Below are 20131 nucleotides of genomic sequence, written 5' to 3' on the forward strand. Positions count from 1 at the left end.
TAATGGCCCGGCGAGCGGATCCGGTGTTTGCAGATGCCCACGGGGCGTCCACGGCCCTCGGCTGATTCCTCCTCCTGACTGAGTGCACTAGGCACCGCAGCAAACAGGACGCGTCGTCGCGACCACGGCAGGCTGGGCAACCGGCTGGTGCCGAATGTCGCTGGACACAAGGGTGGCCCGCCACCCTTTGCGCACCTTGGCACCGACCATGAGAAGTCGTGTGTGCCGAACGCCGTTTCCGGCAGCCCGGAAACCGACGGTACAACATGAAAAGAATGCTGATTAACGCAACTCAACCCGAAGAGTTGCGTGTAGCCCTGGTGGATGGCCAGCGCCTCTACGACCTGGATATCGAATCCGGCGCCCGTGAGCAGAAAAAAGCCAACATCTACAAGGGTAAGATCACCCGCATCGAACCCAGCCTCGAAGCCGCTTTCGTCGACTTCGGCTCCGAACGTCACGGCTTCCTGCCGCTGAAGGAAATTTCCCGCGAGTACTTCAAGAAGTCCCCCGAAGGTCGGGTGAACATCAAGGAAGTACTGAGCGAAGGCCAGGAAGTCATCGTCCAGGTCGAGAAAGAAGAACGTGGCAACAAGGGCGCCGCCCTGACCACCTTCATCAGCCTCGCCGGCCGCTACCTGGTGCTGATGCCCAACAACCCGCGCGCCGGCGGCATCTCTCGCCGCATCGAAGGCGAAGAGCGCAACGAACTGCGTGAAGCCCTGAACGGCCTGACCGTCCCCGGCGACATGGGCCTGATCGTGCGCACCGCCGGCCTCGGTCGCAGCAGCGAAGAAATGCAGTGGGACCTCGACTACCTGCTGCAGCTGTGGACCGCCATCAAGGAAGCCTCCCAGGACCGCGCCGCGCCTTTCCTGATCTATCAGGAAAGCAACGTCATCATTCGCGCCATCCGCGACTACCTGCGCCAGGACATCGGCGAAGTGCTGATCGACAGCATCGACGCCCAGGAAGAAGCCTTGACCTTCATCCGCCAGGTGATGCCGCAGTACGCCAGCAAGGTCAAGCTGTACGAAGACAGCGTGCCGCTGTTCAACCGTTTCCAGATCGAAAGCCAGATCGAGACCGCCTTCCAGCGCGTCGTCGACCTCCCCTCCGGCGGCTCCATCGTCATCGACCCGACCGAGGCCCTGGTCTCCATCGACATCAACTCGGCGCGCGCCACCAAGGGCAGCGACATCGAGGAAACCGCCCTGCAGACCAACCTGGAGGCGGCCGAGGAAATCGCCCGCCAACTGCGCCTGCGTGACATCGGCGGCCTGATCGTCATCGACTTCATCGACATGACCCCGGCAAAGAACCAGCGCGCCGTCGAAGAACGTGTGCGCGAGTGCCTCGAGGCAGACCGCGCGCGCGTCCAAGTCGGACGCATCTCGCGCTTCGGCCTGCTGGAAATGTCCCGCCAACGCCTGCGCCCGTCGCTGGGCGAAAGCAGCGGCATCGTCTGCCCGCGCTGCTCCGGCACCGGCATCATCCGTGACGTCGAGTCGCTGTCGCTGGCGATCCTGCGCCTGATCGAGGAAGAAGCCCTGAAGGACCGCACCGCCGAGGTACGTGCCCAGGTGCCGATCCCGGTGGCTGCGTTCCTGCTCAACGAGAAGCGCAACTCGATCACCAAGATCGAACTGCGTACTCGCGCACGCATCATCATCCTGCCGAACGATCACCTGGAAACCCCGCACTTCGAAGTCCAGCGCCTGCGCGATGACAACCCGGACGTACTGAATAATCAGTCCAGCTACGAGATCGCCACCACCGAGACCGAAGAAGCGCCGCAACCGACCGCCACCCGCACCCTGGTTCGCCAGGAGGCCGCAGTGAAAACCGCGCCGGCCCGCGCCAACGCCCCGGTGCCGAGCACTCCGGAAGAACAGCAGCCTGTCGCCGTGGCCGCCCCGGCCCCAAGCGCACCTGAGCCAAGCCTGTTCAAAGGCCTGGTGAAGTCGCTGGTCAGCCTGTTCGCCGGCAAGGATGAGCCTGCGCCGACACCCGCTGTCAGCACCGAGAAACCTGCCGTCGAGCGCTCGCAGCGCAACGAGGAACGCCGCAACGGCCGCCAGCAGAGCCGCAACCGCAACGGCCGCCGCGAGGAAGACCGCAAGCCGCGCGAAGAGCGCAGCGAGCGAGCGCCACGTGAAGAGCGCCAACCGCGCGAAGAACGTGCACCACGCGAGGAGCGCGCCCCACGTGAAGAACGTGCACCGCGCGAGGAGCGCACCCCACGCGAAGAACGTGCACCGCGCGAAGAGCGCGCGCCACGTCAGCCTCGCGACGACCGCCGCGCCAACCGCGAGGAGCGTGTGCGTGAGCTGCGCGAGCCGCTGGACACCGCCGTCCCAGCCGCCCGCGAAGAACGCCAGCCGCGTGAAGAGCGCGTAGCCCGCGAGGAACGCGCACCGCGTGAAGCCCGTGAAGAACGCGCACCACGCGAGGAGCGTGCCCCGCGTGAAGAACGTGCGCCACGTGAGGAGCGCGAAGAGCGCGCAACGCGTGAAGAGCGTCCAGCCCGCGAAGAACGCGCACCACGCGAGGAGCGCGAAGAGCGCGCCCCACGGGAAGAGCGCCAGCCGCGCCAGCCGCGCGAAGAGCGCCAGCCGCGTCCTGCCGAGCAGGAAGTCGAAGCCACCGGTGACGAGCCACTGCCGAACGAAGAACTGCTGCAGGACGAGCAGGAAGGCGCCGATGGCGAGCGCCCTCGTCGTCGCTCCCGCGGCCAGCGTCGCCGCAGCAACCGCCGCGAGCGCCAGCGCAATGCCAACGGTGAGCTGATCGAAGGCGGCGACGAAGACGCCGGCGAAGAGCAGCAGCCACAACAGCACCAGGCGAGCGCGCTGGGCGCCGAACTGGCCGCAGGCCTTGCCGTCACCGCCGCCGTTGCCAGCAGCAACATCAGCGCCGACGCCGAAGCCCAGGCCAACGAGCAGGCTGAACGCGCCACCGCTACCGTCGCTGAAAGCGAAGTCGCTGCGCCTGCCGAGCAGGTGGACGCCGTCGCCCAGGTCGAAGCTGTCGCTATCGCACCGGTCATTGAGCAACCGCTGAGCGAGCCCGTGGCCGCAGTCGAGCCGAGCATCGAGCCAGTGGTAGAAGCCGCACCGCAGCCAGCGGTGGAAATCGCCGCCAGCGAGCCAGCACCGGTACTGGAAGCCGCAGTCGAGCCTGCACCTGCCGTTGAAGTGGCTGAAGCCGAGCCGGCACCGGTCGTCGAGGCCACCCCAGTGGCAGAAGCGCCGGCAGTGGAAGCGCCAGTCGTGGAAGCCCAGCCCGAGATCGTCGAGGCCGCCGTGGTCGAAGCCGCCCCGGTAGTGGAAGAAACCCCAGCCGAACCGGCCACCATCATGCTGGCCAACGGCCGCGCGCCGAACGACCCGCGTGAAGTGCGTCGCCGCAAGCGTGAAGCCGAAGCCGCCGCTGCCGCAGCTGCTGCCGCCGCCGAAGCCGCTACCCAGGTCAGCCCTGCGGTGGAAGCCGAAGCACCGGAGACTGCCGAACAGCAGCACCTGGCTCTGGAAACCACCGAAGAGCACAAGCCTCACCACGGTTGATTCCATCGGCTGAATGAAAAAGCCCCGCCAGTGCGAACTGGCGGGGCTTTTTCTTTGTGCCTGTCCCGTCGTTGATCAGGACGGGCCTGTCGAATCAGTAAAGGTTGGGCTCCATCTCGAGCTCGACGCCAAACCGGGCGAGAATATCCGCCTGGATGCGCCGCGCCAGGTCATGCAACTGCGCCCCACTCGCCTGGCCATGATTGACCAGCACCAATGACTGCAAGCGGTGCACGCCAGCATCACCATCACGATAGCCCTTCCACCCCGCCTGCTCGATCAGCCAGCCTGCGGCCAGCTTCACCTGCCCCTCCGCCTGCGGGTAGGCCACCACGTTCGGGTGCTGCGCGCGGATGCGCTCGGCGAGCGCCGACGACACGACCGGGTTCTTGAAGAAGCTGCCGGCATTGCCCAGCTCGGCCGGATCCGGCAACTTCTCGCGGCGAATACTGCAGATGGCCTCGCTGATGGCCTGAGCAGTTGGCCGCTCGACGCCCTGCTCTCTCAGGCGCTGACGCACAGGGCCGTAGTCCAGGTGGGCCTGCAAGGCATGCCCGAGGGCGAAGCGCACGCGCAGGATCAACCAGCGCCCGGGGTTTCGCTTGAACAGGCTGTCGCGATAACCGAACGCGCACTCCTCCAGGTTGAAATCGCGCAACTCGCCGGTTTCGCGGTCCAATGCGGTCAAACCGGCGAACACGTCCTTGATCTCGACGCCATAGGCGCCGACGTTTTGCATCGGCGCTGCACCGACCGTGCCCGGGATCAGGCTAAGGTTTTCCAGCCCGCACAGCCCCTGAGCCAGGCTCCACTGCACGAATGGGTGCCAGGGCTCACCGGCCTCGGCTTCTACCACCACCCGCTCACCGTCGTCGCTGAGCACGCGTCGCCCGCGGCTGGCCATGTGCAGCACCAGCGCATCGATGTCACGGGTCAGCAGCAGGTTGCTGCCACCACCGATGACCAACACCGGCACCTGGCGCTCGGCAGCCTGGCGCAGCGCGGCGCGTACGTCGTCATCGCTGCGCGCCTCGGTGAAGTAACGGGCGGCAACGTCGATACCGAAGGTGTTGTAGGGTTTGAGCGAAACCTGCTCCTGCCAGTGCGACGTCATAACCGCCCCTTGATTTCAACGACCAGTTCACGACAGGCAGCCTCGATCAAGTCCAGGACCTGCTCGAAACCTTCGGCGCCTCCGTAGTAAGGGTCCGGCACTTCGTCCAACGCGGCGCCGTAGCGGCGCAGGAACAAATCGAGCTCGCCACTGGCATGGTGCGGGCGCAAGGCCTGCAGGTTGCGCAGGTTGCTCTTGTCCATGGCCAGGACCAGGTCGTACTCGGCAAAGTGTGCGGCCTTGACCTGCTGGGCGCGCTGGCGCGACAGGTCGTAGCCACGGGCCAACGCCGCCTTGCAGGTACGGCTATCAGGGGACTTGCCCACGTGCCAGTCGCCAGTGCCGGCGGAGGCCACATGAACCACGCCACTCAGCCCCGCCACTTCAAGCTGCCGACGCAGCACGCCTTCGGCGGTGGGCGAGCGGCAGATGTTGCCAAGGCAGACGAACAGGACGCGCATCAAGCCTCCAGCAAGCGCCGCACGCGCTCCAGGTCTTCAGGAGTGTCGACGCCCACCGCAGGCGCCTCGATGGCATCGGCCACATGGATGCGCACGCCGTGCCACAGCGCGCGCAGTTGCTCCAGCGCTTCGGTCTGTTCCAGCCAGCACGGCCCCCAACCGACGAAGTCCTGGAGGAAACCCACGCGGTAGGCGTACATGCCGATATGGCGGCGATACGGAGCGCTCTGCGGCAGTTGGCTGCGATCCTTGGCGAAGGTGTCCCGCGCCCAGGGCAACGGCGCACGGCTGAAGGTCAGGGCCAGACCGTGCTTGTCGCTGACCACCTTGACGGCGTTGGGGTTGAACACGGTTTCCGGCTCGTGGATCGGCTCGGCCAGGGTGGCGATGCCGGCTTCCGGGTGGACGGCGAGGTTGGCCGCCACCTGGTCGATGATCACCGGCGGAATCAGCGGCTCGTCGCCTTGCACGTTGACCACGATGGCATCGGCTGGCAGACCGAGGTGGGCAGCCACTTCGGCCAGACGGTCGGTGCCCGATTCATGGTCGGCGCGGGTCAGCAGCACTTCGGCGCCGAAGGCCTGGCAGGCCGCGACGATGCTGGCATCGTCGGTGGCGATCACCACGCGGCTGGCGCCGCTCTTGCGCGCCTGCTCCCACACGTGCTGGACCATCGGCTTGCCAGCGATCGGCAGCAGCGGCTTGCCCGGCAGGCGCGTGGAGCGCAGGCGGGCGGGGATCACCACGGTGAAGTTCAGGCTCATTTGTCCAGGCGCTCGTCATCGGTCAGGGTGCGCGCTTCGCTCTCCAGCATCACCGGGATGCCATCGCGGATCGGGTAGGCCAGGCCCGCGCCCTTGCTGATCAGCTCGGTCTTGTCGGCGCTGAGCTTGAGCGGCCCCTTGGTGATCGGGCAGGCCAGGATGTCGAGCAGTTTGGTGTCCATGGAAGCGTCCTTGAGGCCGATGGCCGGAAATGGATGGGAATCAGGGCTGCCGGCGCGCGGGCAACAGGCGCGCGAGTTGGTCGTCGAACCAGGCGACGAAGGCCGAAGACGGTACCGCGTCGACTGCCAGGTACCACCAGTCGTCGCCAGCGAAGGCACGGCATTTCACCGCGTCCTTCTCGGTCATCACCAGCGGCAGCGTGGGAGTGAAGGTCAGGCTGTCGACGCTGAACTGCGCATGGTCGGCAAAGGGGTGCGGCACCGGCTGCCAGTTTAGCCCCAGTAGGGTCTTGAAGAAACGTTGCGGGTTACCGATGCCGGCAACCGCATGCAGGGCTTGGCCTGCGGGGAAATGATCGAGGTCGCGGCGCTCGCCGCTGCGCAGATTGACCAGCGCACGGGGTTGCAAGCCGAAGGCGAAGGCACCCTCAGGGTCGGCGCTGGCACCGTTGTACAGCAGCGCATCGACCTCGCCCAAGCGCTCGACCGGCTCGCGCAGGGGGCCGGCGGGGAGGCAGCGGCGATTGCCCAGGCCACGGGCGGCATCGATCAATACCAGCTCCAGGTCACGGGCCAGGCGGTAGTGCTGCATGCCATCGTCACAGAGAATCAAGTCCAGTGGCTCGCTTGCCAGCAATGCCTGCACCGCACGGGCGCGATCGGGGTCGATCATCAGCGGCACGCCGGTTCGCTGGACGATCAGCAGGGGTTCGTCGCCGGCCTGCGCGGCCTCTTGTCGAGCCTCGACGCGCCAAGGCAACTGCGGCGGCTTGGCGCCATAGCCACGGCTGACCACGCCAACCTTGAGCCCCTGACGCCGACAATGCTCGATCAACCAGAGAATCATCGGCGTCTTGCCGGTGCCACCGACGGTGATGTTACCCACCACGATCACTGGCACAGGCGCCCGATAACCGGGGCGCTCGCCGCTGATGAAGCGCTCACGCTTGCGCGTCACCACGCGGCGATACAAGGCTTCCAGTGGGCGCAGCAAGGCCAGGGCCGGGTGGCCCGCGTACCAGGCGGCGAGCAAGCGATCGGTAAGGGCCATCAGGGTGTTCCTGGGGCCGCCTCGACGGTGGTCATACGCAGTTGGCTGAAGCCGAGCTTGCCGGCGGCATCCATCGCGGTGATCACAGCCTGATGCGGGGTCTTGCCGTCGGCACTGATCGACAGCGGCAAGGTGATGTCGCCCTCGGACTCACGTTGCAGCGCCTCGGTCAGGGTCGCCAGGTCACTCTTGGGCAGCAGGTGGTTATTCACCGAATACACGCCCTCGGCGCTGATGGTGACCTCGACCCGCTTGCCCTCCTGCGCCGGAGCGGGCGCGCCGCTGGCAGCCTCGGGCAGCTCGACGCGCAGTTGCGTCTCGCGGGTGAAGGTGGTGGTGACCACGAAGAACAGCAGCAGCACGAACACCACGTCGATCAACGACGCGAGGTTGATGTCCACATTCTCGCGTTGCCGATTGCGCCGGAACTTCACGCCTTGCCTCCGGCCACCTCGACCTCGCGATCGCCCTGCAGCACCTCGACCAGCTTGATTGCCTCCTGCTCCATGCCCACCACCAGCTCATCGATGCGGCGCAGCAGGAAGCGGTGGAAGAACACCGCCGGAATACCGACCATCAGGCCAGCCGCAGTGGTGACCAAGGCCTTGGAGATACCACCGGCGAGCACGGCGGCATTGGCGGTCATCTGCGAGCCCATGAAGGCGCTGAAGATGTCGATCATGCCCAGCACCGTGCCAAGCAGGCCGAGCAGCGGCGCCATGGCGGCGATGGTACCGAGTGTACTGATGTAGCGTTCGAGCTCGTGGATGACCCGGGAGGCGGCCTCCTCGATGCACTCCTTCATGATTTCGCGGCCGTGACGGGAGTTGGCCAGGCCCGCGGCGAGGATCTCGCCCAGTGGCGAATCGGCGCGCAGGGCCTTGAGCTTGTCACTGGTCAGTTGCTTGTCCTTGATCCACATCCACACCTGGCCGAGCAGGTGTGGCGGGGTCACGCGACTGGCGCGCAGGGTCCACAGGCGCTCGGCGACGATCGCCATCGCGGCGATGGAGCTCAGAATGATCGGCAGCATCATCCAACCGCCGGACTTGACCAATTCCCACACAGTAAGCATCCCCCTGGAAAAAGGCCGCCACTCTACCATAGGACCGGCGGGGGCTCATCTGCCGAAGGTCAGCCAGGCATTCAGCCACTACCCGCGTCGCGCCAGAAGCGCCGCTCGCCGCGCAGCCCTTTCACCCCCCCATGGCTGCCCAAACGCAGCCGCAGGGCACCCTCCAGCGCCGTATCGTGCGCCACCAGGCCATGTCGACGGTAGCGTGCGCTGACCTGGGGGTGCGGGTGGCCGAAGCCGTTGTGCCGACCACGGGAGATCAGCACCCCGCGGGGCGCCGTGGCACGCAGGAAGGGCTCGGTGGACGAACTGCGGCTGCCGTGGTGTGGCGCCTGCAGCCAATCGATGCGTGGATCGTCGACCGAGGCCAACCAGGCCCGCTCGGCGCCCGCCTCGATATCGCCGGCCAGCAGCAGTCGTTCGCCATTGGCCTCGACCAGCAACACGCAGGAGCGGTCGTTGCTGTGCTGAGCACCTGCCCAGCGCCAGAACGAGAAACGCACACCATCCCACTGCCAGGTCTCGCCAATGGCGCAGGGCTCGGCCCCTGGCAGCATGTCCACCTCGCCGGCCATCACGCGGGCCACCGGCAACCCTCGATGGATCGCCTCGGCACCACCGGCATGGTCGGCGTGGGCATGGCTGATCAGCATCAGGTCCAGTTGGCGCACGCCCAGCTTGCGCAAGGTCGGCAACACCACGCTTTCGCCCAGGTCGTGGCTGTCGCTGGCCGGCCCTGCGTCATAGAGCAGGCTATGGTGGCGGGTGCGCAACAACACCGCCAGGCCCTGGCCGACATCCAACTGCCATACCTCCACCTGCCCCACCGGCACCTGCTCCCGGGGCGCCCACAGCGCCAGCAACAGCATCGCCCCCGGCGCGCGCAAAGGCATGCCACGCGGCAACAGCACCAGCAGCGCGCCGACACAGACCAGCAACCACGCCCAGGTCGGCAAAGGCTGCGCCACCCAGGCCGGCTGCCAGCCCGCCACTGCGTGCAACAACCGGAACAGTCCGTCTAGCAGGCCACCCGCCAGCCAGAGCAGACGCTCACCCACGCCCGCCAGCGGCAACAGCACGGTGCCGAGCAAGGCCAGCGGCAACACCGCCAGGCTGATCCACGGCACCGCCAGCAGGTTGACCAGCGGCCCCGTGAGGCTCACCGGCAGGCCGAGCGCCAGCAGTGCCGGCAGCAGCCCCACGGCGATCACCCACTGGGCGCGAGCCCAGGCCTGCCAGGGTCGCCAACCACCCAGCCGACCACTGAAGCACAGCACCAGCACCGCCACCGCGCCGAACGACAGCCAGAAGCCAGGCAAGAGACTGGCCAGCGGTTCGACCAGCAGCACCCCAAGCAACGCCAGCAACAAGGGCAACCCTGCACCCAGGTGGCGAAAGCGCAGGCGCCAGAGCAACACCACCGCCAACATCAAGCAGGCCCGCTGCACAGGCACCTGGAACCCCGCAAGGGCGCCGTAGCCCAGGGCCGCGAGCATCGCCAGCGCACAGGCCCAAGGCAGCCACGGCAGGCGCTGTGGCCACAGGCCAAAACGCGCCAGGCCTGCCACCAGACCATATACCAGCCCGGCCAGCAGGCCGATGTGCTGACCGGAAATCACCAGCAGGTGCACCGTGCCGGTGGCCTGTAGCGCTTGCCAGTCTTCCCGCGCCAGCCCCGAGCCATCGCCCAGGATTAACGCGGCCAGCAGCGGCTCGCGGCCCTGGGCATCGACCGCCAGCAGGCGCTGGCGCAGCGTATCGCGCCAAGCCCCGGAGGCTGGTGCCAGCAATTGCCCGGCCTTCACCGTGCCTGTGCCGCCGATGCGCCGCGCCAGCAGGTTAGCCTCACGGTCAGGCCCATGGGGGTTGAGCAAGCCGTGGGGGCGCTTGAGGTTGACCGCAAGGCGCCAGCGCTCGCCGGCCTTCACCGGCGGCCCATCGAACCAGCTCAGTTGCAAGCGCCGCGGCAGCTCGGCGCGGCGAGAAACAGCGCCCTCCAGCTCGAAGCGCACGCTGCGCGCCAATGCCGCCGGCAAGCCCACCACCCGGCCTTCGAGCCACAGGGTACGACCATCCAGGGGCTGCGCCAGACGATCATCCAGTGCCTGCTGCGCCGACACACTCGCCCACGCCAACCCGAGCAACGTCAAGCCCAGCGGCCACAGACGGCTGCCAAAACACGACACGCCAAGCACAATCAAGAGGAAAAGCCATCCGACAGACGGCAATGCAGGCAGAAAGCCCAGGCCCAACAACCCGAGGACTAGCGCGGACATCCCTGTGCGCATGAGGTACGGCTCCCGAAGCGACATAGCTCCGTCAGGCTAGGCGCAATCGGCGCTCGGGAACGTTCAACAATTGTCACAAACTCTGAACAAGACTGAGTAGGGAATCAGGGCATACTGCCTGCATTCGAGACCGGGGAGCCTACATGCCGCGCCGACTCTTCAAACGCTACATGCCGGATCCGACCAGCATTCGGGAACACAAATCCTTACGCTTCTTCGGAAAATTACTGCATGACCCCAACCTCTGGCACCTGAACCGTCATTCGGTGGCACGGGCCATGGGGGTCGGCCTGTTCGCGGCGCTCATCCCGATCCCCATGCAGATGCTGCTGGCCGCAAGCCTGGCCATTCCGGTTCGCGGCAACCTGCCTATCGCGGTCAGCCTGGTCTGGCTGACCAACCCGCTGACCATGCCGCCGGTGTTCATCGCCACCTACATGACCGGCGCCTGGCTGATGCAAATTCCCCCGCGCACTCTGCCGGACGAGCTCACCTTCGAATGGATCACCGACCAGCTCTCAACCGTCTGGCAGCCGTTCCTGCTGGGCTCGGTGGTCTGCGGTGTAGTGCTGGGCGCGCTCGCCTACTGCCTCACCATGCTCTACTGGCGCTGGTGGGTCGGTCGCCAGTGGCGCCGCCGCAAGTGCCGAGTGTCAGGCACGCATGCCGCGGCCACTGACCAACAGGCGGATGCACACCAGGTACAACGCCGCAGTGGCCACCAGCATGAAGGTGATCGCCGTACCAATGCTGATGTCCGAAACTCCTAGGATGCCGTAGCGGAACGAGTTGACCATGTGCAGCACCGGGTTGACCAACGACACGGTCTGCCAGAACGGCGACAGCAGGGTGATCGAGTAGAACACCCCGCCCAGGTAGGTCAGCGGCGTCAGCACGAAGGTCGGGATGATCGAGATATCGTCGAAGTTGCGCGCGAACACCGCGTTGACGAAGCCCAGCAGCGAGAAGATGGTCGCGGTCAGCAGCACCACCAGCACGGTGATGCCGATGTGGTGCACCTGCAGATGGGTGAAGAACAGCGACAGCAAGGTCACGATCACCCCCACCGCCAGGCCGCGCAGCACGCCACCGAGGGTGTAGCCGACGAGGATGGTGTGCGGCGACACCGGCGACACCATCAGCTCCTCGATCGAGCGCTGGAACTTGCTGCCGAAGAAACTCGACACCACGTTGCCGTAGGAGTTGGTGATCACCGCCATCATGATCAGGCCGGGGACGATGTAGTCCATATAGGGAATGCCGCCCATCTCGCCGATGCGCTGGCCGATCAAGTTACCGAAGATCACGAAGTACAGGATCATGGTGATCGCTGGCGGCAGCAGGGTCTGCGGCCAGATCCGCAGGAAACGCCGAACCTCGCGGTAGACGATGGTATTGAGTGCGACCAGGTTGGTGCGCAGTTCCAGGCTCATACCGCCACCTTCGTCAGGTTCTTTTCCACCAGGGACACGAACAGCTCCTCGAGTCGATTGGTCTTGTTGCGCAGGCTTTGCACCTCGATGTTCTGCAGCGCCAACTGGCCGAACAGCGCGGTGATGCCAACGTCCTTGTCTACTTGCACTTCAAGGCTGTGCGGGGAAATCAACCGGCACGGGTAGCCCTGCAGCACCGGCGCGGCGGCCAGGTCCTGCTTGAGGTCGAGCACGAACGTCTCTACGTGCAGCTTGCCCAGCAGCTTGCGCATGCTGGTGTTCTCGACGATGGTGCCGTGGTCGATGATGCCGATGTGTCGGCACAACTGCTCGGCTTCCTCAAGGTAGTGGGTGGTGAGGATGATGGTGATGCCCTTCTCGTTCAGCTCGGTGAGGAAACTCCACATCGAGCGACGCAGCTCGATGTCCACCCCCGCGGTCGGCTCGTCGAGGATCAGCAAGCGCGGCTCGTGAATCAACGCGCGCGCGATCATCAGGCGACGCTTCATGCCACCGGACAACGAACGCGACTGCACATCGCGCTTGTCCCAAAGGCCGAGCTGAGTCAGGTACTGCTCGGCGCGCTCCTTGGCCAGCTTCGGCGGGATGCCATAGTAGCCGGCCTGGGTGACGACGATGTCGAAGGTCTTCTCGAACTGGTTGAAGTTGAACTCCTGGGGCACCACGCCGATGTTGCGCTTGAGCGCCGACGGCTCGCGGTCCAGGTCATGACCGAAGACATTCACCGTGCCGCTGGTCTTGTTCACCAAGGTCGAGAGAATGCCGATGGTGGTGGATTTGCCGGCACCGTTGGGGCCCAGCAAGGCGAAGAAGTCACCCTCGGCGACTTCCAGGTCGATGCCCTTGAGGGCCTGGAAGCCATTGCCGTAGGTCTTGGTCAGCTGTCGTATGGACAGGGCGGAACTCATAGCGGGTCAGGTACCGATAAAGAGGTTCAGGACACGCCAGGTCGATTCACTGGCGCAGTGAGTGCGGCCATGGTGCAAGGCCAGGCCGCGCAAGTACAGTCATGTGTGTCGATAGTGACTATCGAAACAGCCAGGGTGTTCGCCTCAGGTCAGTGCGGTCATCACCGCTGCCTGGTAGGCCGGGCGCGCCTTCAAGCGCTCGTACCAGGCACGCAGGTGGCGCATGTCCGGGCGTTCGATGGGCATCTCGAACCAGGCGTAGGCGAAGCAGCCCAGCGGGATGTCGCCCATGCCGATCCGCTCGCCCGAGAGGTAGGGCTGGCGCGCCAGGGCTTGGTCGGCGATCGACAGCAACTCGGCACAGGCCTTCTGCGCGGCGTTGATCGCCACCCAGTCGCGCTGCGCCTCGGGGGTGCGCAGCAAGCCCCAAAACAGCGGGCGGAACGGCGTGGCGAAGGACGAGGTGGTCCAGTCCATCCACTTGTCCGCCTGGGCGCGCTGGCGCGGGTCGGCGGCATACCAGCCCTGCTCGCTGCCATATTCGGCGCTGAGGTAGCGCACGATAGCGTTGGACTCCCAGAGCACCAGATCGCCGTCTTCGAGCAGCGGCACCAGACCGTTGGGGTTGCGCGACCGGTAATCAGGCTCATTGACCAGGCCGAAGGCGCCACCGGCGTCGATGGACTCGAACTCCAGGTCGAGTTCGTGAGCAATCCATAGCGCCTTGCGCACATTGCTAGAGTTTTTCCGGCCCCAGATCTTCAGCATGACAACGTCCCGATTGAGTGAAGGACGCCCAGTCTACTCCAAGAAAAGCGCCCCGTTGTTGAATCCGCGGCCCCGCCCCACGATTGGCCGGTACGCTCGGTCGAACTCCCAGCGCCATACCCTGTCACTGTTCAAAGCAGGCCTTCCCCGGCAGGCCGTCTAAGCTTTGCGGGGTGGCTTCGAGCCCAGGTTCCAAGGAGGAAGGACTATGTTGCTGTTGTGGTTGGTGGTACTGGTGATCGGTGCGGCGTACCTCACGCACCGGCGCCTGGCGCCCCTGCAGATACTCGGGGTCATCGCCGTCTACGTGCTGTTGATGGGTATTTTCAGCAGCGCGCCCGGCTGGCTGCTGGCACTGTTCTGGCTGGTGCTGGCGCTCAAGGCGGCGCTGGTGCTGCTGCCCGAATGGCGCCGCAAGGTTCTCACGAGGCCGGTGTTCAGTTGGTTCCAACGCACCCTGCCGCCAATGTCACAGACCGAACGCGAAGCGATCGACGCTGGCACCGTGTGGTGGGACGGCGAACTGTTCAGCGGTCGCCCAGACTGGAATACCTTGCTCGCCTACCCGGCCGCACAGCTCACCGAAGAAGAGCAAGCTTTCATCGATGGCCCTACCGAGGCCCTCTGCGCCATGGTCAGCGACTGGCAGATCGGCCAAGACCTCGACCTGCCGCCCGAGGCCTGGGCGCATATCAAGCGCGAGGGATTCTTCGCCCTGATCATTCCCAAGGAATACGGCGGCAAGGGCTTCTCCGCCTACGCCCATTCCCAAGTGGCGATGAAGCTGGCGACGCGCAGCGGCGATCTCGCCTCCACGGTGATGGTCCCCAACTCGCTGGGCCCTGCTGAATTGCTGCTGCACTACGGCACCGAGGAGCAGCGCAACCACTACCTTCCACGCCTCGCCCGTGGCGACGACATTCCCTGCTTCGCCCTCACCGGCCCGCTGGCCGGCTCTGATGCTGGCGCCATGCCGGACACCGGCATCATCTGCAAGGGGCAATGGAACGGCGAGGAAGTGATCGGCCTGCGGCTGAACTGGGAAAAGCGCTACATCACACTCGGCCCGGTGGCCACCCTGCTGGGCCTGGCTTTCAAAGCCTACGACCCCGACCATTTGCTGGGCGACCAAGAAGAGCTGGGCATCAGCCTGGCGCTGATCCCCACCGACACTCCCGGCGTGGACATCGGCAAGCGTCACCTGCCCTTGGGCGCGGCATTCATGAACGGCCCCAACAGCGGCAAGGACGTGTTCGTGCCGCTGGACTTCCTCATCGGCGGCCAGGCCATGCTCGGCAAGGGCTGGATGATGCTGATGAACTGCCTCTCGGTGGGTCGCTCGATCTCCCTGCCCGCCGTGGGCACCGGTGCGGCCAAGTACACCAGCCTGGTGACCGGCCAGTACGCGCGCATCCGTGAGCAGTTCAACGTGCCGCTGTCGGCCTTCGAGGGCATCCAGGAAGCGCTCGCCCGCATCGGCGGCAATGCCTGGCTGATGGACAGCGCCCGCCTGCTCACCGCCAAGGCGGTCGACCTGGGTGAAAAACCCTCGGTGCTGTCGGCAATCCTCAAGTACCACCTCACCGAACGCGGCCGCGAGTGCATCCAGCACGCCATGGACGTGCATGGCGGCAAAGGCATCATCCTCGGCCCGAACAACTACTTGGGGCGCAACTGGCAGGGTGCACCGATCTTCATCACCGTCGAGGGCGCCAACATCCTCTCGCGCAACCTGATGATCTTCGGCCAGGGCGCGATTCGCTGCCATCCATTCGTGCTCAAGGAGATGGCCCTGGCCGGCCGCGAGGACCGCGACCAGGCCTTGAAGGAATTCGATGACCTGCTGATGAAGCACATCCTGTTCGCCACCGGCAACGCCGCCAGCACCCTGGTGCTGGGGTTGGGCCTAGGGCATTTCGAGCGGGTGCCGGGCGATGCCTTGAGCCAAGGCTACTTCCGCGCGCTGAACCGCCAGGCCGCCGCGTTCGCGCTGCTTGCCGACCTGTCGATGATGCTGCTGGGCGGCGCGCTGAAGCGCCGCGAGCGCCTGAGCGCAAGGTTGGGCGACGTCCTGAGCTACCTGTACTTGGCGTCGGCGGCGCTCAAGCGCTATCACGACCAAGGTTCGCCCGAGCACCTGCAACCGCTGCTGCGCTGGGCCCTGGAAGAAAGCCTGGGCAAGGCGGAGCAAGCCCTGGACCGCCTGCTCGACAACTTCCCCAATCGCTTCATCGGTTGCGCCTTGCGTGTACTGGTGTTCCCGTTCGGACGACGCCACACCGGCCCCAGCGATGAACTGGACGCCGAAGTCGCCGAACTGATCGGGCGACGCCAGGGCGACCCGGCACTGGAAGCATTGCTGGCCGGTTGCTTCCGGCCACAGGCCGACGACGACCCGGTGGCCGCGCTGCAACGGGCCAGCGACCTGCTGGATGAAACGGCACCGTTGCAAAAGACGCTGTACCAGGCAATCAAGGCAGGCAGCGTACAGCCCGCCCCTGGCGAGTCGTTTATCGATGCCGCCCTGGCGGCTGGAGCCCTTCAGCCTGAAGAAGCTGAAAAGCTGCACGACGCCGAAAAAGCCCGGCGAGCGGTGATCGACGTGGATGCTTTCGACAAAGAGCAGCTGCTGCCTGAAGCGGGCCGGATCCGCTGACCCCACTCGCCGCGAACCACCCCGCCCACAAGTATCGCGCCTAGCGAAACCTGTGGACGGGGCGGTTTGAACACCACTCCCCCGCGCCGTATACTCCGCCCCCGTTTCAACCACCCCGAGGATCACCCCAATGGCCAACCCGCACCTGGAATACCACCTGCAATTGCTCAACCACCTGCGCACGATCCTGGTGGCCCTGGGCGAAGCCGAGCAGGTGCCAGAGGAGAGCCACGCCCTGTTCCTCGAACGCTTCGACGAATTGCTGACCCTGCTGCCGCAAGATCCGCTGGAAAGCCAATACCTGGGCCAGGACCTGATCTGCCAGGTGATCCAGCGCTACCCGCAGATCGCCCATCTGGTGCCACGCGACCTGCTGTGGTTCTTCGGCGGGGACTGCCTGCACTTCATGCCGGACGAAGAACTCGACCTCTACCAAACGCTTGAGGAGCGTCGCTACGAGGCCGAGCAGAATGGCGAGCCGTTCGACTGGAATCTGGAAAAGCAGTTGCTGGCACACCCAACCGCGGGCGATACCGCTCACTAAGCAGGGCTCTCCAACCTGCCCCCCAGAGCCCGCGCCTGGGGGATCAGGCGGGTATCTGCATATGCATTCCAACGCAAAAAAAAACGCCACTTCAACGAAGTGGCGTTTTGTATTGGAGCGGGAAACGAGACTCGAACTCGCGACCCCGACCTTGGCAAGGTCGTGCTCTACCAACTGAGCTATTCCCGCATTTGAAGCTTTACTGCCTACGGCGTGAAGCGGCGTTGCGCCCTTCATCGCCCTGTACCGTCATGAACGCCACAGTATTTGAACTGGAGCGGGAAACGAGACTCGAACTCGCGACCCCGACCTTGGCAAGGTCGTGCTCTACCAACTGAGCTATTCCCGCAAATGGCGTCCCCTAGGGGACTCGAACCCCTGTTACCGCCGTGAAAGGGCGGTGTCCTAGGCCACTAGACGAAGGGGACATACCCAACGCTTTTCAGCGCACCAGAAGGTGAACCTCACGATTCAATCTGGATTTTCTTTTCCCGCCCCGCCATGAAAGCAGTGCCGGAGAAACTGGAGCGGGAAACGAGACTCGAACTCGCGACCCCGACCTTGGCAAGGTCGTGCTCTACCAACTGAGCTATTCCCGCATTGGCGTCCCCTAGGGGACTCGAACCCCTGTTACCGCCGTGAAAGGGCGGTGTCCTAGGCCACTAGACGAAGGGGACACACTACAACATTCACTGCCTGCTGCATTTGGCGCTGTGCTTTACGCTGCAAGTGGCGCGCATTCTAGGGACGCATCCAAAGGCCGTCAACCCCTTTGTAGAAATTTATTTAAATCAATGACTTCCGGGTGGAATGAGGGGATAGCGACGAAGCGCCCAGGGATTGGCGTTGATTTTCTGACGCGAGCCCGGCAAGCTCGCATCAAAGTGCCAGCACTGCAGGTTTCGGGGGCGCCGCCGACACAGATAGCGTGTGGTGTCAGTACCGACCCCGATCACGGGGCAAGCCCACTCCTATAAAGAAGCCGGGTTGTCCGCTGGGCTGCACTGTTCGCTTCCGGGCGAACTTACTACACTCAAGCTGTAAAACTTTTCTTCAGAGGCGTTAACGGTGACACCACTTCTGATCACCCTGCTCATCGTGGCGGGTATCGCGTTACTGATCGTGATCGGCTACCTCAACAATGTCGTGGAGAATGCCAAGCTCGAGCGCGCGCGCCTCAAGGTCGAGCTTGCCGAACGCCTGCGCCGCTGCGGCGAAATCACCGAGACCTTCCCTGGCCAACTGATGACTCCGGCGCTCAAGCTGCTGCTGACGCGTCTGGAGCTGAACCTCAACCAGCGCCAGCTGGCACTGGACAAGCACAACGCCCAGTTCAAGAACCGCATCGCCGAACTCGAGGGCCTGATCGCCCAGGGCGAAAAGATCAAGGTGAACAACCCGCCCAGCCCGATCCAGACAGAGGTCAAGGCCAAGGACGTGCGCTTCCTACTGGAGTCGCTGCACAACCAGATCGTCAAGGCCACCCAGGACAACTTCCTGCAGGCCAACGAGGGCAAGTACTGGGTGCGCGAGGTCCGTCACATCCTGGTGCTGCTGCACATCGAGTTCTTCAACAACCTCGGCCAGCAGGCCCTGCAGCAAGGCCAGCCGGGCCATGCGCGCCTGGCGTTCGAGCGTGGTGTGCAGTATCTGCGCAAGCAACCGGAGCCCAAGCAGTACGAGGAACAGCTGACCTACCTGGAAAAACTCCTGGCCCGCGCCAACGCTCAGGTATTGGACCAGATGGAACCGGCCGAGGACGAGCAGAACGCACTGACCCAAGGGCTCAAGACCGACGAGGACGAGACCTGGAAGAAGAAGGTCATTTACGATTGACCGTACGCCCCGCCACAGGGCCGGCACAGACGCCAACGAAAAGGGGCCTTCCACAGGCCCCTTTTCATTTCCCAGCGATCAGCAATCGGTCAACGCCAGGAATATTCCCACCAACCGCTCCACCCCCAACTGATCCGCTTCACTGAAGCGCGCCAGCTTCGGGCTGTCCAGATCCAGCACGCCAATCAACCGCCCATCCTTCACCAACGGAATCACCAGCTCGCTGTTCGACGCGCTGTCACAGGCGATATGCCCCGGGAACGCATGCACGTCCTCGACCCGCTGGGTCTGCCGCGATGCCGCAGCGGCCCCACACACGCCCTTGTCGAACGGAATGCGCACGCAGGCGACCTGGCCCTGGAATGGCCCAAGCACCAGTTGCTCATTGCGGTTGATATAGAAACCCGCCCAGTTCAGGTCCTCCACCTGATGATAGAGAAACGCCGAGAACTGCGCGGCATTGGCGATGAAGTCTCGCTCGTCGGCGAACAACGCCTGCACTTGCGCAGCCAGCAGGTCATAGCCGTTCAGACCGGCGCTACTGGCATTGAGGTCGATCATTGATTCTGCTCCAGCAATTGCAGCCCGACCCAGTAGCGGGCGAACTGATAGGCACAACGGCCATTACGGTTGCCGCGGCCGGTGGCCCAGCGCACGGCGAGTTTGTCCAGTTCCTCGTCACGCTGCCAGCGCAGGCCGGCGTCACCCGCCAGCTGGCCGATCCAGTGTTCGACCACGTTGAGGAAGTGATCCTGGGTGAAGGGGTAGAACGACAGCCACAACCCGAAACGGTCGGACAACGCGATCTTGTCCTCCACCGCCTCGTTGGGGTGCAGCTCGCCGTCGACCATCTTCCAATTCTCGTTGTCGCTCTGCCTCTCCGGCACCAGGTGACGACGGTTGGAGGTGGCGTACAGCAGGACGTTGTCCGGTGCCTGCTCCAACGAGCCATCGAGCACGCTCTTGAGCACCCGGTAGTCGCCCTCCCCGGCTTCGAACGAAAGGTCGTCGCAAAACAGGATGAAACGCTGCTCGAGCTTGTGCAGTTGCTCGACCACACGCGGCAAGTCGGCCAGGTGATCGCGTTCGATCTCGATCAGGCGCAGCCCCTTGCCGGCATGCTCGGCCAGCAGTGCGCGCACCAGCGACGACTTGCCGGTACCGCGCGAGCCCCACAACAAGGCGTGGTTGGCGGGCATGCCGCTGATGAACTGGTGGGTGTTGCGGCCCAACTGCTCGCGCTGCTGGTCGACGCCGATCAGGTCGGACAGGCGGATATCGAGGCTGACCTCCAGCGGCATCAGGTAACCGCTGCGACCGTCGCGCTGCCAGCGCGCAGCGAGGGTGCGGGCCCAGTCGATGTCGGGTCGAGGAGCGGGCAACAGCGGTTCGAGGCGCGCGAGAACGGATTCGGCGCGGTCAAGGAAAGCGATGAGGCGGGGGTCCATGTGGGCTACCTATATT

The 20131-nt window shown here is 64.9% G+C and carries 18 protein-coding genes and 5 tRNA genes; 5 read left to right on the forward strand and 18 right to left on the reverse strand.

Annotated elements, in window-relative coordinates; all coding sequences use genetic code 11:
• Window positions 1-266: 266 nt before the first annotated feature.
• On the forward strand, window positions 267-3566 hold the full coding sequence (rne, locus tag P0Y43_RS17945; protein WP_275638600.1) for a ribonuclease E: 3300 nt from the start codon (window positions 267-269) through the stop codon (window positions 3564-3566).
• A 94-nt stretch (window positions 3567-3660) separates the two neighbouring features.
• Here the strand turns inward: rne and murB are convergent, their stop codons facing one another.
• The 8 genes from murB to P0Y43_RS17985 all read right to left on the reverse strand — a co-directional run bounded on the left by murB (window position 3661) and on the right by P0Y43_RS17985 (window position 10501).
• A complete protein-coding gene (gene murB, locus P0Y43_RS17950) occupies window positions 3661-4680 on the reverse strand; it encodes a UDP-N-acetylmuramate dehydrogenase (protein ID WP_275638601.1) in 1020 nt (339 codons plus the stop codon).
• Window positions 4677-5141: a low molecular weight protein-tyrosine-phosphatase gene (locus P0Y43_RS17955; RefSeq protein ID WP_275638602.1), complete on the reverse strand. Its 465-nt coding sequence runs from the start codon at window positions 5139-5141 to the stop codon at window positions 4677-4679. The genes murB and P0Y43_RS17955 overlap by 4 nt, the downstream gene beginning before the upstream one ends.
• Complete coding sequence (gene kdsB, locus P0Y43_RS17960; protein WP_275638603.1) at window positions 5141-5905, reverse strand: 3-deoxy-manno-octulosonate cytidylyltransferase; 765 nt, start codon at window positions 5903-5905, stop codon at window positions 5141-5143. Before kdsB ends, P0Y43_RS17955 begins: the two co-directional genes overlap by 1 nt.
• On the reverse strand, window positions 5902-6087 hold the full coding sequence (locus P0Y43_RS17965; protein WP_003247142.1) for a Trm112 family protein: 186 nt from the start codon (window positions 6085-6087) through the stop codon (window positions 5902-5904). The genes kdsB and P0Y43_RS17965 overlap by 4 nt, the downstream gene beginning before the upstream one ends.
• A gap of 40 nt (window positions 6088-6127) precedes the next feature.
• On the reverse strand, window positions 6128-7138 hold the full coding sequence (gene lpxK, locus P0Y43_RS17970) for a tetraacyldisaccharide 4'-kinase (protein ID WP_275638604.1): 1011 nt from the start codon (window positions 7136-7138) through the stop codon (window positions 6128-6130).
• Window positions 7138-7572, reverse strand: coding sequence for an ExbD/TolR family protein (locus P0Y43_RS17975; protein WP_275638605.1), 435 nt, complete (start codon window positions 7570-7572; stop codon window positions 7138-7140). The genes lpxK and P0Y43_RS17975 overlap by 1 nt, the downstream gene beginning before the upstream one ends.
• Window positions 7569-8204: a MotA/TolQ/ExbB proton channel family protein gene (locus P0Y43_RS17980; RefSeq protein ID WP_275638606.1), complete on the reverse strand. Its 636-nt coding sequence runs from the start codon at window positions 8202-8204 to the stop codon at window positions 7569-7571. The genes P0Y43_RS17975 and P0Y43_RS17980 overlap by 4 nt, the downstream gene beginning before the upstream one ends.
• Window positions 8205-8284: 80 nt before the next feature.
• Complete coding sequence (locus tag P0Y43_RS17985; RefSeq protein ID WP_275638607.1) at window positions 8285-10501, reverse strand: DNA internalization-related competence protein ComEC/Rec2; 2217 nt, start codon at window positions 10499-10501, stop codon at window positions 8285-8287.
• 143 nt (window positions 10502-10644) lie between these two features.
• On the opposite strand from P0Y43_RS17985, the gene P0Y43_RS17990 reads away from it, so the two are divergent.
• Window positions 10645-11271 (forward strand): DUF2062 domain-containing protein, encoded by a 627-nt coding sequence (locus tag P0Y43_RS17990; protein WP_275638608.1) that lies wholly within the window; start codon window positions 10645-10647, stop codon window positions 11269-11271.
• Here P0Y43_RS17990 and P0Y43_RS17995 read toward each other — a convergent pair.
• The 3 genes from P0Y43_RS17995 to P0Y43_RS18005 form a co-directional block, all read right to left on the reverse strand.
• Complete coding sequence (locus P0Y43_RS17995) at window positions 11155-11934, reverse strand: ABC transporter permease (RefSeq protein WP_275638609.1); 780 nt, start codon at window positions 11932-11934, stop codon at window positions 11155-11157. The genes P0Y43_RS17990 and P0Y43_RS17995 overlap by 117 nt on opposite strands.
• Entirely contained in the window at window positions 11931-12863 is a 933-nt protein-coding gene (locus tag P0Y43_RS18000; RefSeq protein ID WP_275638610.1) for an ABC transporter ATP-binding protein, read from the reverse strand. Before P0Y43_RS18000 ends, P0Y43_RS17995 begins: the two co-directional genes overlap by 4 nt.
• Window positions 12864-13007: 144 nt before the next feature.
• Entirely contained in the window at window positions 13008-13631 is a 624-nt protein-coding gene (locus P0Y43_RS18005; RefSeq protein WP_275638611.1) for a glutathione S-transferase, read from the reverse strand.
• Between the two features lie 208 nt (window positions 13632-13839).
• On the opposite strand from P0Y43_RS18005, the gene P0Y43_RS18010 reads away from it, so the two are divergent.
• A complete protein-coding gene (locus P0Y43_RS18010) occupies window positions 13840-16287 on the forward strand; it encodes an acyl-CoA dehydrogenase (protein WP_275638612.1) in 2448 nt (815 codons plus the stop codon).
• A gap of 130 nt (window positions 16288-16417) precedes the next feature.
• Entirely contained in the window at window positions 16418-16831 is a 414-nt protein-coding gene (locus tag P0Y43_RS18015; protein WP_275638613.1) for a PA2817 family protein, read from the forward strand.
• 113 nt (window positions 16832-16944) lie between these two features.
• On the opposite strand, the gene P0Y43_RS18020 is transcribed toward P0Y43_RS18015, so the two are convergent.
• The 5 genes from P0Y43_RS18020 to P0Y43_RS18040 all read right to left on the reverse strand — a co-directional run bounded on the left by P0Y43_RS18020 (window position 16945) and on the right by P0Y43_RS18040 (window position 17508).
• A tRNA-Gly gene (locus tag P0Y43_RS18020) sits at window positions 16945-17020 on the reverse strand.
• An 84-nt stretch (window positions 17021-17104) separates the two neighbouring features.
• A tRNA-Gly gene (locus P0Y43_RS18025) sits at window positions 17105-17180 on the reverse strand.
• Between the two features lie 3 nt (window positions 17181-17183).
• A tRNA-Glu gene (locus tag P0Y43_RS18030) sits at window positions 17184-17259 on the reverse strand.
• 95 nt (window positions 17260-17354) lie between these two features.
• Window positions 17355-17430 (reverse strand) — tRNA-Gly (locus P0Y43_RS18035).
• A 2-nt stretch (window positions 17431-17432) separates the two neighbouring features.
• A tRNA-Glu gene (locus tag P0Y43_RS18040) sits at window positions 17433-17508 on the reverse strand.
• Between the two features lie 391 nt (window positions 17509-17899).
• Here P0Y43_RS18040 and P0Y43_RS18045 point away from each other — a divergent pair.
• A complete protein-coding gene (locus tag P0Y43_RS18045) occupies window positions 17900-18667 on the forward strand; it encodes a hypothetical protein (RefSeq protein ID WP_275638614.1) in 768 nt (255 codons plus the stop codon).
• 78 nt (window positions 18668-18745) lie between these two features.
• Here P0Y43_RS18045 and P0Y43_RS18050 read toward each other — a convergent pair whose 3' ends face one another.
• On the reverse strand, window positions 18746-19228 hold the full coding sequence (locus P0Y43_RS18050) for a GAF domain-containing protein (protein WP_275638615.1): 483 nt from the start codon (window positions 19226-19228) through the stop codon (window positions 18746-18748).
• Complete coding sequence (locus P0Y43_RS18055; protein ID WP_275638616.1) at window positions 19225-20115, reverse strand: ATP-binding protein; 891 nt, start codon at window positions 20113-20115, stop codon at window positions 19225-19227. Before P0Y43_RS18055 ends, P0Y43_RS18050 begins: the two co-directional genes overlap by 4 nt.
• Between the last annotated feature and the right edge of the window lie 16 nt (window positions 20116-20131).

The sequence above is a fragment of the Pseudomonas entomophila genome (assembly GCF_029193575.1).
In the GTDB taxonomy this organism is placed as follows: domain Bacteria; phylum Pseudomonadota; class Gammaproteobacteria; order Pseudomonadales; family Pseudomonadaceae; genus Aquipseudomonas; species Aquipseudomonas entomophila_G.